This window comes from Psychrobium sp. MM17-31 (genome assembly GCF_022347785.1).
GTDB lineage: Bacteria > Pseudomonadota > Gammaproteobacteria > Enterobacterales > Psychrobiaceae > Psychrobium.
Map to the genome: position 1 here is coordinate 525,992 of NZ_JAKRGA010000002.1, position 13,971 is coordinate 539,962.

Annotated in this window: 11 protein-coding genes; 5 read left to right on the forward strand and 6 right to left on the reverse strand. The window is 44.1% G+C overall.

Annotated elements, in window-relative coordinates; all coding sequences use genetic code 11:
* Positions 1 to 158: 158 nt before the first annotated feature.
* Positions 159 to 1,148 carry a catalase family peroxidase gene (locus MHM98_RS06930; protein WP_239438531.1) on the forward strand — a complete coding sequence of 330 codons (990 nt, stop codon included), beginning with the start codon at positions 159 to 161 and terminating at the stop codon, positions 1,146 to 1,148.
* 71 nt (positions 1,149 to 1,219) lie between these two features.
* Entirely contained in the window at positions 1,220 to 4,063 is a 2,844-nt protein-coding gene (locus tag MHM98_RS06935; protein ID WP_239438532.1) for a CHRD domain-containing protein, read from the forward strand.
* 135 nt (positions 4,064 to 4,198) lie between these two features.
* Here the strand turns inward: MHM98_RS06935 and MHM98_RS06940 are convergent, their stop codons facing one another.
* From MHM98_RS06940 to MHM98_RS06950, 3 genes are all read right to left on the reverse strand, one after another.
* Positions 4,199 to 5,137, reverse strand: a complete 939-nt coding sequence (locus MHM98_RS06940; RefSeq protein ID WP_239438533.1) for an alpha/beta hydrolase — start codon at positions 5,135 to 5,137, stop codon at positions 4,199 to 4,201.
* 173 nt (positions 5,138 to 5,310) lie between these two features.
* On the reverse strand, positions 5,311 to 5,790 hold the full coding sequence (locus MHM98_RS06945; protein WP_239438534.1) for an AAA family ATPase: 480 nt from the start codon (positions 5,788 to 5,790) through the stop codon (positions 5,311 to 5,313).
* Positions 5,791 to 5,811: 21 nt separating this feature from the next.
* Positions 5,812 to 7,266: an MFS transporter gene (locus MHM98_RS06950; RefSeq protein ID WP_239438910.1), complete on the reverse strand. Its 1,455-nt coding sequence runs from the start codon at positions 7,264 to 7,266 to the stop codon at positions 5,812 to 5,814.
* 239 nt (positions 7,267 to 7,505) lie between these two features.
* Here MHM98_RS06950 and MHM98_RS06955 point away from each other — a divergent pair, with 239 nt between their 5' ends.
* Complete coding sequence (locus tag MHM98_RS06955) at positions 7,506 to 9,104, forward strand: ABC-F family ATPase (RefSeq protein ID WP_239438535.1); 1,599 nt, start codon at positions 7,506 to 7,508, stop codon at positions 9,102 to 9,104.
* Positions 9,105 to 9,341: 237 nt separating this feature from the next.
* On the forward strand, positions 9,342 to 10,751 hold the full coding sequence (locus tag MHM98_RS06960; protein ID WP_239438536.1) for an alpha-amylase family protein: 1,410 nt from the start codon (positions 9,342 to 9,344) through the stop codon (positions 10,749 to 10,751).
* A 45-nt stretch (positions 10,752 to 10,796) separates the two neighbouring features.
* Here the strand turns inward: MHM98_RS06960 and MHM98_RS06965 are convergent, their stop codons facing one another.
* The 3 genes from MHM98_RS06965 to MHM98_RS06975 all read right to left on the reverse strand — a co-directional run bounded on the left by MHM98_RS06965 (position 10,797) and on the right by MHM98_RS06975 (position 12,949).
* Complete coding sequence (locus MHM98_RS06965) at positions 10,797 to 11,219, reverse strand: nuclear transport factor 2 family protein (RefSeq protein WP_239438537.1); 423 nt, start codon at positions 11,217 to 11,219, stop codon at positions 10,797 to 10,799.
* A complete protein-coding gene (locus MHM98_RS06970) occupies positions 11,219 to 11,770 on the reverse strand; it encodes a cytochrome b (protein ID WP_239438538.1) in 552 nt (183 codons plus the stop codon). The genes MHM98_RS06965 and MHM98_RS06970 overlap by 1 nt, the downstream gene beginning before the upstream one ends.
* Positions 11,771 to 11,902: 132 nt before the next feature.
* Positions 11,903 to 12,949 carry a patatin-like phospholipase family protein gene (locus tag MHM98_RS06975; RefSeq protein ID WP_239438539.1) on the reverse strand — a complete coding sequence of 349 codons (1,047 nt, stop codon included), beginning with the start codon at positions 12,947 to 12,949 and terminating at the stop codon, positions 11,903 to 11,905.
* A 181-nt stretch (positions 12,950 to 13,130) separates the two neighbouring features.
* Here MHM98_RS06975 and MHM98_RS06980 point away from each other — a divergent pair, with 181 nt between their 5' ends.
* Positions 13,131 to 13,913: a 3-hydroxybutyrate dehydrogenase gene (locus tag MHM98_RS06980; protein WP_239438540.1), complete on the forward strand. Its 783-nt coding sequence runs from the start codon at positions 13,131 to 13,133 to the stop codon at positions 13,911 to 13,913.
* Positions 13,914 to 13,971: the final 58 nt, after the last annotated feature.

Below are 13,971 nucleotides of genomic sequence, written 5' to 3' on the forward strand. Positions count from 1 at the left end.
TATTTAATTATCTCATTCCTTTAACTTCATTACATAAACTCTTCAGTTTTTTGCTTTCTACTTAAGTCTATAAAATCAATGTTTGCGCAATTATAGTTATCGCGATAACATTGATTGCAATAATACTGATTACGATAATTTAAATAGCAGGAGATATAATGCAATCTATAGTCACCTTCATCGGCAGTGGCATGCTTTTAGCTGGCGCAATAACAGGTCAATCGGCTATCGCGCAAGAGCAAGAAAAGGTGCAAGCCATCGACTTCATTAAACTGTTTCAACAAGCTGCAGGTGAAAACCCAGGCCAGCGCAAAGCGCATACCAAAGGAGTATGTGCGAAAGGAGAATTTCAACCTATTCAAACAACCGAATTTTCCTCCTCATCATTACTAACAAATGGCACGCTGCCAGCAACGGTGCGTTTTTCTATGGGGGGAGGCAATCCTAAGGCTGATGAACGAGAGCCGGGTATTCGTGGTATAGGCGTAAAACTATCACTACCAAATGGTAGCCAACACATTTTCACTGGAATAAATGCACCTGTATTTGCAGGTAAAGAACCCAGCGATTTCTTTGGCTTACTTAAAGCATTATCGCCTGATGAATCAGGCAGTGTTAATCAACAAAAACTCGCCGCATATATTGCTGCACACCCAAGCGTCGCTGAACATGTGAAGTGGGCAACATCATCAAAAACACCGACCTCATATGCCAATACTAAGTACCATGGTTTGCATACATTTTTTTATGAACAAAATAATAAAATGACAAAATTCCGCTGGCAGTTAATACCTCAGTTAGGCGTAACTACTTACAGCAAAACACAAGCAGAGAAACTACCGCCACACTTTCTTGAAGATACATTAATCCAACAAGCTAAACAGCAAACTGTTACCTTTGACCTTATTGCTCAGTTAGGTATGGCAAGCGACACCAATAACGATCCATCTCAACAATGGCCTACAGAGCGTCCGACTGTGAAACTTGGCACAATCAAACTTAATAGTGCGGGCGACGTTGACTGTCAAAACATCAATTTTGATCCCAACGTTTTATCTAGTGGCTTCTCGCCTAGTGACGATCCAATTTTGAGAATGCGTTCTGCTGCTTATGCCATCTCTTTTGGTAAGCGCTTAGCTGGACAATAAATCGTTAAAAATTTTTAAGCAATTAATTATCGCGATAATATTTACCGCAAAAACAACAAAAAGGAATAACTATGAAAACTCCCACAAAGCTACTTTCCTTAAGTGCAACTGCAATGCTGATCCTCAGTGTGTCAGGTTGTAATGACAGCAATAATCGTCGACAACCTGAGCCACCGGCTCCCGCACCTGTGGCACAGCCTGTAACACTAACGCAGGCACTTGATACCACATTGCCATCAAGCCAATTGATGAGCTCAAAGATTCAATCTTACGGTCTACCATCGACGTCAATTAATTCAATGCGTTTACCATCTTGGGAAATGGATGATGGTTCAGACACACTAGTAACAGTGTCTAGCACCTTAACAGCAAGTCAAGAAGTGATGGCGAATGCAGCTATGGCTTATGGTCAAACCATGGCTTCTGCGCAAGCAACCATTATGGTTGATAAAATGAGTGGAATGATCAGTGGCGAAGTCATCGTCAAAGACTTAGGCGAAGCCGTGACCGCCCTGCATATTCACAGTGGTTACGCCGGAGCAAACGGCCCAGTTTTAATCGGACTACAACAAGATCCTGAGAACGAAATGCGTTTCGTTATTCCAGATAATACGATGTTAAGCAACCTAGCGATGGAAATGGGCAATGATTTAGCGACTTTCGAAGCTGGTGGTTGGTATTTTAATTTACACACAGCATCTATGCCAATGGGACATCTACGTGGTCAAATCCTGCCAGATGGTGTTGAAACACTACGTGTTAAATTGGACAAGAAACAGCAAGTTCCAATGCAAATGGGTTGGAGCGATAGTGCAGCAGTCGCCTACTTCACCTATTATGACGAGGCAAACGACAGTGTAATCGGAAACGTACAAGTTATGGGATTCAGTGGCACTATGGCCCATATCCACAGTGGTTTTGCCGGTGAGAATGGCGACGTTACTATAGCGCTAGAAGACATTAGCTCATCAATTCCCAACAGTATGTCAGGTACCTTCTTCAGAACACCTAGCGATGCAAAATTGACGAACAAAATGATGCTCCAAAACGGCGGCTACTATTTTAATGTTCACTCTTCAGCAAACCCGGCAGGCGAAGTACGCGGCCAAATTGCACCAGCAACTGTAGAAGTTTCTCGCGTTGAACTACAAAGCGGTCAAGAAATTCCTAAAGTAACGACTCCAGCTAGCGATAATGTCACTGGCGTTGGTTATGTTACCGTAAATAAAGACAGTGAATTTGTAAAAGCCAACCTTCAGGTCAATGGTTTTGAGGCCACAATGGCCCATATCCACAAAGGATATGCAGGTAAAACTGGCGACGTTGAAGCGGGCTTAATGAATGTTACGGCCGACATGGGGATTGCCAATGCAGGTATGTTCTTCCAAAGCGCTAATGATGCCAAGCTAACTGACATGATGGCGCTAGCTAATGGCGGTTACTATTTCAATGTTCATTCAGCGACTAATCCAGCCGGTGAAATTCGTGGTCAAATCCTGATGAGTAATACCCAAGCATCTCACGTTATTCTCAGCAAAGAGCAAGAAATTCCTATGGTGAGCATGCCAAGTTCAGACAATGCGATGGCTGATGGCTACTTCACAGTAAACACTATGAATAACAGCATTCACGCCATTGTTCGCAACAGCGGATTTAGTGCGACAGCTGCCCATATTCACAGCGGATACGCTGGAAGTAATGGCGGCGTATCGATTGGCCTAACTGATACAAGTAGCATGTATGAAATGCCTGCTGGTAGCGTTTTTGAAACCGCTATGTACGCAATGACAGAAGATGCAATGGGTTTATTAAACGGTGGTTATTACTTTAATACACACTCGCAAGCAAACCCGTCTGGTGAAGTTCGTGGCCAAATTCTATTTAATGGCGTTCAAGCAATTCAATTCCCGTTGACAGCCATGCAGGAAGTGCCAAGTGTAATGATGCCAGCGTCAGCACAAGCCGGTGGTATGGGTTATGTTACTGCCAATATGAACAACAACATGGTCACAACCAATGTGTGGACTAACGATTTCACTCCTACAATGGCGCATATTCACAGTGGCTACGCTGGTGAAAATGGTGGTGTCGTTACGGCACTGACGAAATCTGATATGGACAATTCATTCTCCAGTATGACAACCATGACAGCAGAGCAAATGACTATGTTGGCCAATGGTGGTTACTACATCAACGTTCACTCAGAGCAAAATCCAGCTGGCGAAGTACGTGGCCAGTTACTATTGCCGAACATTGAAGTAACTCGTGTAATGCTTGAAGCAGCACAAGAAACAAATCCAGTATCAACGCCAGCGGCTGATAACGCGGGTGCAGTGGGTTATGTGACAGTTAACAAAAACACGCAGGATCTGGTAGCAAATCTATACACCATGAACTTTGCTGCAACAGCTGCGCACATTCACAAGGGTTACGCAGGTTCAGATGGTGATGTAGCTATTGGCCTACAAGATGTCAGTTCAATGATGCAAGCACCAGCAGGCACACGCTTTAAATCTGAAATGAATGCAAAAGTTGATAATTTCCAACAACTACTGATGGGTGGGTACTACTTTAATACTCACAGTAATGCTAACCCAATGGGTGAAGTACGTGGGCAAATCACCACTCAACAAAGTCAAGTGTTTAAGATTAACACTACAGATAATGGCGCGAGCGCAATGGGCTACGTTTCCTTAAAGGACAAAATGTCTGGCAGTGTAGAGGGTGTGTTAACTGTTTCTGGTATCAACAACACCATGGTGACACTAGAAAATGGCCAAGCAGAATCGATTAACTGGGCGGCATCAACATCAGCAGAAAATACCTATGTGCTAGATAGCCAAATGGTGAAATCACCAATGCCATTAACCAAAGGAGAATACTCTGTGACAGTTAAAGGTGAAAGAAAACAATAATTTTATCGTGCGATAAAAATCGGGCCGCTATCTATTTGATAGCGGCCTTTTACATTCTAAACCTAATCAAAAGGCAAAAAAAAGTTGAGCCGCAAGCGGCCCAACTTCACTGGATAACTCAGATTAACAATAAAATTACGCTTTCATAAAGCGGTCAAACCACTCGATCATCTCAGCTGGATGTTCGCCAAAATAGTTATAACCAATGAAACGTTTAGGATTTCCATCTTCAATCCAATGTAATTTTTTATCAGCTACAGGCAATAGATCAAAAGTAGTCTGTACATCATCCGGAACTGTCCAGACATCATCTTTATTTTGCAATAAGAAAGTTGGAATCTTGACATTAGGTGCAAACAAATGTGGTGTCATCTTATCGATATCAAACCCCGACGCTTTTTCAATTTCTTGGGCAAAAGCAGCTTTGTGTTCACTTAACCCCATACCAGCTAATGTTATGTTCGACATAATATTAATAGAAGCAGGTTGCGCGCAAACTAAGGCTTTAACATCGGTAAAATACTCTGGATTTTTAGTCATTGCATGCATCGCTGCATTGCCACCAGCACATGGGTTAAACAAACCAATGGTCATGTCTTTTAAGGTGTCTTGTGATTTCACATAATCAAATGCTGCTAGCACATCTTTGTATTCATCACCAAAACCCTGCCCCCAGTTATTATCTGGTGCTGATTCACTTTCACCGTGGTTACGAAAATCGTAAGTGAGAACATTGTAACCAGCTTCATGCAACGCTTTATAAACCTTACCGAAAGTTACTTGTACATCTTGAAAATCACTCCATGGTTCTTGATGCCCAGGAAACCCGTAGCGATTAAACGTTGCAGGATGATTACAGATGATCAGCTTATCGGAATCGGCACATGGAATTAACCAAGCAGCTAATTCAACACCGTCTTGCGCTTTAAACTTCACATCGCAATAGGTCAAACCGTAATCTTGTGGCGTTTCTAAAACTGGAGTTGGATGATCCACTGTCGTTAACCCTTGGGCTACGGCAGTTAATGTTGCTAATTGCTCAGGTGTCGTTTCAATATCATTACTTGTTGCCATATTCTAGCTCTCCGTAAATTTGGTTGCTGTATTGAGTCTATATTTTACCCAACTAACTTTACCCATTGAATTAACTTACAACTAGAGGGTTTAAACCTAAGTAACTATTAGAACAATTCTAACAATAAGAAATTCAAACCAACAAATTAGTAACGATAAGAATTAAAAAATATTTAACTATTACAGGTGATTAATCGTTTTACGCCAGTAAAACTATCAAATAATTGCTGGTGAGCGCGTTGTGAAAAAGTGTCGTCGCGCTTTGTGTATTGCGCTATCCAGTCAATTAACATATCAAGATTAGCATCTTGCGCGGCTTTGCTTTCGTACTTATGAGGCTCCCATGGTCTAGCTTTGGCATTAGCGATACAGGCTTCAACGGGCAAGTTCATAAAAATCATTTCACTAGCGACAGGCGTCAGCAACTCCAACAAGTCAGCGTAACAACCTTCAATAACCCAGTTATCATTCTCCGCAGTGAAGTCATCCAATAAGGCTTTCGATTCTTCAATCGGCATACGAGTGACAGGCGTAGTAGCCTGCCATGCAACTGTGTCTAAATCTAGATGAGCTAGCTGGTTTTCCGCTGCTAGCTTTTTGGCCAAGGTTGATTTTCCTGAGCCTGAGTTTCCAAAAATTAGGACTCGTTTCATAATCGCATTCCCTGTAATTTATTACTGTAATTGCTCAACCTTAGCGCGCACCAAAAACACCGACAATGCACCTAAGATTAGTGAACCGCCTGCCATCCACATCATGCTGATGGCGTGGTTGTTAAACCAGTAGAGTAAAATAGGTCCGGCGAGAAAGCCACAGACAATTTGCGGACCAGCAACAGTAAAGTTAAAGATCCCCATGTAAATACCCGTGCGCTCGGCAGGCAATGCGCTTGATAGCATGGTATATGGCATCGCCAGTAGCGTTGCCCACGCAATACCGACACCAAACATCGGCACTAACATATCGACTGCGCCTTGTGGCACCACAACTTGGGTAATGAGTAAGTTAAGCTCCACTGCCGTTGGATCGTTAAATAGTCCGAGTGAAATAAAACCAACGCCACCAATAAATAGCCCCAGTGCGTATATCGGTTTGCGGCCAAAGGTATTGGCGAGCTTGCCCATGATGGCAGAATAGAAAGTAGCAGACACATACATCGCCGCGTATAAGATGCCAATCCAGTCCCCTGCTTCACCGCGCGCTTTTGTGATTTCCGCGGGCACTTCACCCACCGATTTAATGTGGTCAGGATCGAACCATATCGGATCGATGCCCCACGCCGTTTGCGTCACAGCTGCGAAAATATAAACCCACATTAAAAACATCGGCAGCCAAGAGAAAAACTGTACCAATGCCAATTGCTTCATGGTCTTTGGCATTGACGATACTAGGCTGAAAAAGTCACGTAACCGCTGTGCTAGCGGTAGTTTTTCACTTGGTTCTGGCGATACTTCGATGTTATTCATCGCGCTATAGGATTGTGGGTCGTACTCGCGGGTTTTAAATACCGTCCAAGCCACCGAGCCAACCATAATGGCTGCGCCAATATAGAATGACCACGCGACAGTTTCGGCAACTTCACCTAAATTCGACTCATTGCTCATCATCAACACGTTAGTCAACACGAATGGAAGGATTGAGCCGACGACTGCACCAATATTAATAAGTAGTGATTGAATAGCATAACCTTGATTGCGCTGCTCTTCTGGCACCATATCAGCTACCAGCGCCCTAAATGGCTGAAACGCGGCGTTAAATGCAGCGTCCATAATCGCTAGCATCACTAGTCCGAAAATCATTGGCGCTACAACGGTGACAAATAACGGCGCTTGCGGCATCAGTAACATCGCCACACCAGCGGTGAGTGAGCCACCTAGAATGAATGGTGCGCGGCGGCCAAAACGATTCCACGTTCTGTCAGATTTAGCGCCAACTAGCGGCTGAATAATAATGCCCATGATCGGAGCCAGCAGCCACATGTAAGACAATGAATAGAGATCTGCACCTAAATCGGAGAGCACCCGACTAATGTTAGCGTTTTGCAGTGCAAAGCCTATTTGCACGCCCAAAAAGCCAAAACTCAAATTCCAAATTTGCCAAAAACTCAATCGCGGTTTATTCATTATTATTATCCACTTTTTATCAAGGTCTTGATAATTGGCGATAAAGCTCAATAAGTAAACGTTTTCGGCAATACATACGTATGCAAACACCCAACGAAAATCCGCCACTAACCCTGCCACTGCGATCACATAAACAGTGATAGCAATCAGTCAGGCATCGGGTTAAAATATGCCGCTTTTTTATCCTCGCTGCTGTAAACAGCGCAGAATAATATTTATCAGTTACTTAAAAAGAGAATCTAACTTTGATTACTACCGCTAATATCACCATGCAATTTGGCGCCAAGCCTTTGTTTGAAAACATCTCAGTAAAATTTGGCAACGGCAACCGTTACGGTCTTATCGGCGCAAACGGCTGTGGTAAGTCAACGTTTATGAAAATCTTAACTGGCGATTTAACACCATCGTCAGGTAACGTGAGCGTTGAGACAGATCAGCGCATCGGTAAACTACATCAAGACCAGTTCGCCTTCGAGCAATACTCTGTTATCGATACGGTAATCATGGGTCACAAAGAAATGTGGGCAATCAAAGAAGAGCGCGACCGCATTTACGCCGACCCAGAAATGAGCGAAGAAGACGGCATGCGTGTAGCCGACTTAGAAACGCAGTTCGCTGAAATGGACGGCTACAGCGCCGAAGCTCGCGCTGGCGAATTATTGTTAGGTGTAGGCATCGAAGAAGAACTGCACTACGGCCCAATGACCGAAGTTGCACCGGGTTGGAAACTTCGTGTGCTACTAGCGCAATCGCTATTCTCAGATCCAGATATTCTATTACTTGACGAGCCAACCAATAACTTGGACATCGACACCATCAAGTGGTTAGAAGACACGCTGAATGAGCGTAAATCAACCATGGTTATTATCTCGCATGACCGCCACTTCTTAAACTCAGTGTGTACTCACATGGCTGATTTAGATTACGGTGAAATGTCGGTATTCCCAGGTAACTACGACGAGTACATGACAGCAGCCACTCAAGCTCGTGAGCGCTTACTAGCGGATAATGCTAAGAAAAAAGCACAGATTGCCGAATTACAGTCGTTCGTATCTCGCTTCTCGGCTAACGCATCTAAAGCGAAGCAAGCAACTTCACGTGCTAAGCAAATCGATAAAATCAAACTTGAAGAAGTTAAAGTATCGAGTCGTGTGTCGCCGTTTATTCGCTTCGAGCAAGAAAAACAACTTTACCGTAATGCCATCACTGTAGAAGGCGTAAGCAAAGCATTTGACGACCTAACGCTATTCAAAGATTTCGAAATGATCACCGAAGTTGGCGAGCGCATCGCAATCATCGGTCAAAATGGCGCGGGTAAAACCACTTTAGTTCGTATCTTACAAGGCGACTTAGAAGCAGACAGCGGTGAAATCAACTGGTCTGAAAACGCTAACATCGGTTACTACGCGCAAGACCACTCAGCTGATTTCGACATGGACATGACATTATTTGAATGGATGTCACAGTGGATGCAACCGGGCGATGACGAGCAATCAGTACGTGGTATCTTAGGCCGCCTATTGTTCTCACAAAACGACATCGGTAAATCAGTGAAAGTAATCTCTGGTGGTGAGCAAGGCCGTATGCTGTTTGGTAAGCTAATGATGCAAAAGCCAAACGTATTAATTATGGATGAGCCAACTAACCACTTGGATATGGAGTCGATTGAATCAATCAACTTGGCGTTAGAAAACTACCCAGGTACCTTATTCTTCGTATCTCATGACCGTGAGTTCGTATCGTCACTAGCGACGCGTATTTTCGAAATCACGCCGAACGGCATCAACGATTTCCGCGGTACTTACGATGAGTTCTTAGCAGCGAAAGAAGCCGCTAAAAGCTAATTAAGTTTAGCCTCCGAACAAGCCGACATTGTCATGATGTCGGCTTTTTTATTGCCTGTTAAAAAGCACATACCAATATAACTCTTTGTTATAACAAGCATCATTGAATACGTATGCAATGGCTTTCGCCAAATGTTAAATCTATGTAAACATGCCAGCAGTTAGGCAGGAACCACAAAGGACTGCGCCTAGCATTCATTGGGACATAATAAAAATAACCTATCTATAGGAAGACTAATGAACATCCAATCGACCTTCAAAAAGGCCGTTGCTTTAGGTGCTATTGCACTAAGTAGCGCCACCATTTCACACAACGCTAGCGCCGACACCATCCTGCATGCCTTTAACTGGGAATATGATGAAGTTGCGCAAAAAGCCAAAGAAATAGCTGATCTTGGCTATAAAAAAGTATTGGTGTCTCCTGCCTATAAATCGACAGGCGATCAATGGTGGGCACGTTATCAGCCGCAGGATTATCGCGTTATCGACAATCCATTAGGCGATACCCAAGACTTTAAAGCTATGGTTACCGCACTAAAAGCGCATGGCGTTGAAACCTATGCAGACATTGTGTTTAACCACATGGCAAATGAAGCACATCAGCGTAGTGACTTGAACTATCCTGGCGCAGCTGTATTAGCCGAATATGCTCAAGATGCCACGAAAAACGAAGCCAATAAGCTCTTTGGTGATATCACCGATAATTTCCTAGCCGCTCATGATTTCCAAGCGCCGGGCTGTATTACCGATTACACCAATGTTCACCAAGTACAAACATTGCGTTTGTGTGGCGGCAATGGCGATTCTGGCCTGCCAGATCTCGATCCTAATAACTGGGTCGTCGAGCAACAAAAGCTCTATCTCAATAAGTTAAAGTCTTTCGGTGTCACCGGTTTTCGCGTCGATGCCGCTAAGCACATGACCAACTATCACATCAACGCTGTTTTCACGCCTGAAATCAAAGCTAATGTTCACGTGTTTGGCGAGATCATCACTCTTGGCGGCGCAGGCCACGGTGATCACGACAACTTCTTGGTGCCATATTTAAACGAAACAGGCCACAATGCCTACGATTTCCCGCTGTTTAACCAAATGTTTAACGCCTTCAAATTTGGTGGCTCGATGAACTTACTTGTCGATCCTGGCGCCTATGGGCAAGCGCTACACGGCAGCCGCGCTATCACCTTTAGTGTTACCCATGATATCCCGTTAAACCAAGGTTTCCGTCATCAAATTATGGATCCTACCGATGAGAAGCTCGCAAATGCTTACATCATGGGACGCGACGGTGGTGTGCCACTAATTTACTCTGATCACAACGAAAGTGGCGACAACAGATGGCAAGACTTCTACAAACGCGATGACATCAAAGGCATGCTGAAATTCCACAACGCCCTACAAGGCCGTGGTATGCAGGTGATTAATCACAATGACTGTATGATCCTATTCAAACGCGATCACGCAGGTGTGGTGGGTATCAATAAATGTGGCAACGGCCAAGATGTGTGGGTGAATACAGCCACTGACAATCTGTACTGGCATCGTAATTATCGCGATGTGTTAAGTAACGATGTCCAACGTGTATCTAGCCAATGGCATAAATTCTATTTACCAGCACGCAGCGCACGTATGTGGTTAATGGAATAACAATAAGATGTTGATCTCAACAGAGATCCACATCATCACATCCCTTTAGTGGCTTTGAAATGCCTTACTAATAATCTTCCAGCCACTGCCATCGTTTATTAGATGAAAGAAGTTAGTAAAGTCAGTTTCCCCAAGCCCCTGCTCTTTTAATGTTACCGTAGCTACTGTGCCATCCACTTCAAGGTGGGTGATTTTCGCTTGATACTTAGCACCTGTTGTATTGAGTTTTAATTTCCCCATACTCTCAATAAAGCGCTTCGGAGTTGCCAACACCATTTTGCCACGTAACGAACCGTTCATTACTGCATTAGCGTGAAACGCTCGGGTTAGTTTATCGGTATCGCCTTCAAAAGTGCCTTGGGTATATAAATCAATCACGGCTCGAACCGCGGCTTCTTCATCTTTGGCTTGTGCAGACCATGTCATCAAAGTAACAACGGCGGCTATAAATAGATTTTTTATGCTCATTACGATTTCCCTACCATGCGTTTTAGGGTCGCATCTTTATCGATAATGTGATGTTTTAGCGCTCCGACCACGTGCAATACAATAGCGCCAATAACGACATTACTTACTAAGCCGTGTAATTGATGGCCTAAACCGCCAATAGCATCACTGCGAGCAACCGTCTCATTTGTCACAGGATCATGATTTGAGCCCCACACTTCAACACCAAATACAGCCAGTTCATGACCGCCGCCCCACGACATCATTAAGCCTGATAGTGGAATAATTACCGAACCAATGAGCAGTACGTAATGCATTAGCTTTGACATCAATTGCTCTACTTTTTTGTATTCACTAGCTGGCGTTGGCCAACCTTGTTTAATACGCCATACAACACGTACTAAAATGACAACGAAAATTAGTGCGCCAATGGATTTGTGCAAATCATAAAATTGGTAGGCTTCGTTCTCTTCCATATAGATACCGAGCGCAAGTAGACCAATAATGGTCCACGCGATTATCCAATGGAGGGAGATGGTTATTTTGCTCAACGGCGTTACTTGACTATTCATTGCTGTACTCACTTTGCTAGGTTTATTTTATATTGCTATGTAAGCAAATATAAAATAAGCAACGTCACCGCAACGTGAAGATGTGATTTGACCTTATTTGTACCAATGAAATAAAGGATCTGATTATAGAAATTATCTAAATGACTTTATGGATCCGATATCTTGTCGTTGGATAAAATTGTCCAAACCTTCAGCCAAGCGCTCAGTTTCTGCGAAAACCTGTTGCCAGTAGGCAATTCGCGTATCTGCGTCCAGCTCGGTAAAGTCGGTACGATCGGGGATTTTTCCATAAGGCAGGTTAGCGATAAACTCAGGCGACGGACAAATCAGCACTACGTTATCGTAACTCTGTTTGCTCACACCACGTTTGAGGGATTTATCAAACCAGCCCGCTTTTGGAGTGGCATTAAAGTGCGGATAAAGCACCAGCCCTTTATTCTTGAGCTTGAGATCGAAGTGATAGTCAATAATGCCGCCATCGCGATACATCCCTTTTGGGCAACCGGGAATATCGCGGATCCCTTGCATCACTAACGGAATAGAGCCAGAGGCTAATAAAGAAGGTTTTAAATTATCGGCATCAAGCGTTTGCGTATGAGTGGTAAGCTGCACCGGATCGTCAAACAACAAATTGCCACCCGCTGCACTAAACACATAACGCTCATATTGCTTGGCCAACAAGGCGCGATCTTTACGATTGAGTAGATAGCTCTTTGCTAATCCCAACGCTTGCAGCGGTTTCTTTTCACTTGCCAATACACCATTGGTTTTGGCAACAAAAAAGTGCGCTTTGTAGCGTGGATTGTTAATGATTTCATCCACCCCGCTATCACCGAGCATAATATCAAGCAGCTCTCGCGCCTTGTCGGTAATTTCAGCGGCCGTCGCCTTATCCGAATAACGGGTATGAGCATAATTGTGAGCTAAACGCTCGATAGCAGCCACGGGATCATTTTGCGTAAAACACGCCGCGCGAAAGGCCCCTGCACTAGAGCCTATAATATCGAGTTGCGTTGAGCGGCCTTTAAAAAACTCACCGAACAAGTATTTGTCCCAGCCATAAAGAGAAAACCACTTCGGACCACCGCTCGCGCCTATAAACACATCGAATAAATCTTGGCTAAAGCCGTGTTGTTCAATTTCCTTTTTCGCCTTGTCACCTGCGTAAATCTCAAACAAGGTGCAACTCCCTAATCACTCAACTTAAAAGCGCATCTTACCCATTACGCTCAACTTGTTCAAAAGCAATCAAAAATTCCCTTAGCTAATAAATTAAAGGGTACTTTGGTACCGCATGAAAAATGTACGTAATGTGTTAGGCTAATTCCAATATTTTCTATTTCACAGGAGACATGGCGTCATGTTGGCAAATAAAGTGGCTTTAATTACCGGCTCAACCAGCGGCATTGGATTAGCCGCCGCACGCGTTTTAGCAGAGCAAGGAATCAACTTGATTTTACACGGATTGATGAGTGAGGAAGACGGCGCAGCGCTGGTCAAAGAGTTTGAAGCCGAGTACAAAATCAATGCTTATTTTAGCAATGCCGATTTGCGCGATCCTGATGCCATTAGCGACTTTATGGCCACAGGCGCAGCGGCGCTTGGCAGTATTGATATTTTGGTGAATAACGCAGGTATCCAGCACACCGAAGGTGCAGCTACTTTTCCTACCAACAAATGGAATGACATTATCGCTATCAACCTCAGCTCAGCATTTCATGCCATTCAGCAGTGTTTACCAGCAATGACAGAAAAGAAATGGGGCCGCATTATTAACATAGCCTCAGTTCACGGCTTAGTGGGCTCTAAAAACAAATCAGCCTATTGTGCCGCTAAACACGGCATCGTTGGTTTAACCAAGGTAGTAGCACTAGAATGCGCCGAAGACGGCATTACCGTAAACTCCATCTGTCCCGGCTGGGTCGATACCCCACTTATCGGCCAACAGATCACCGATATCGCTGAAAAAGAAGGCGTCAGTTTCGACGAAGCCCAATACAAACTCATTACCGCTAAGCAGCCACTACCAGCGATGGCAGATCCACGTCAGATTGGTGAGTTTATCCTGTTCTTATGCAGCGACGCCGCCAAAGGCATTACTGGCTCAGCACTACCAATGGACGGTGCTTGGACGGCGCAGTAATTCCGAGAGTTTTTCCCGTCTTCAAGCCTTGCTTTATGCAGGGCTTTTTCTTGCCCAA

What these genes read in the sequence shown, in the direction of transcription:
- MHM98_RS06960 (WP_239438536.1), top strand. Translation starts at nt 9,342, where the DNA reads ATGAACATCCAATCGACCTTCAAAAAGGCCGTTGCTTTAGGTGCTATT.
- MHM98_RS06965 (WP_239438537.1), bottom strand. Translation starts at nt 11,219, where the DNA reads ATGAGCATAAAAAATCTATTTATAGCCGCCGTTGTTACTTTGATGACA.
- MHM98_RS06980 (WP_239438540.1), top strand. Translation starts at nt 13,131, where the DNA reads ATGTTGGCAAATAAAGTGGCTTTAATTACCGGCTCAACCAGCGGCATT.
- MHM98_RS06945 (WP_239438534.1), bottom strand. Translation starts at nt 5,790, where the DNA reads ATGAAACGAGTCCTAATTTTTGGAAACTCAGGCTCAGGAAAATCAACC.
- MHM98_RS06970 (WP_239438538.1), bottom strand. Translation starts at nt 11,770, where the DNA reads ATGAATAGTCAAGTAACGCCGTTGAGCAAAATAACCATCTCCCTCCAT.
- MHM98_RS06940 (WP_239438533.1), bottom strand. Translation starts at nt 5,137, where the DNA reads ATGGCAACAAGTAATGATATTGAAACGACACCTGAGCAATTAGCAACA.
- MHM98_RS06930 (WP_239438531.1), top strand. Translation starts at nt 159, where the DNA reads ATGCAATCTATAGTCACCTTCATCGGCAGTGGCATGCTTTTAGCTGGC.
- MHM98_RS06935 (WP_239438532.1), top strand. Translation starts at nt 1,220, where the DNA reads ATGAAAACTCCCACAAAGCTACTTTCCTTAAGTGCAACTGCAATGCTG.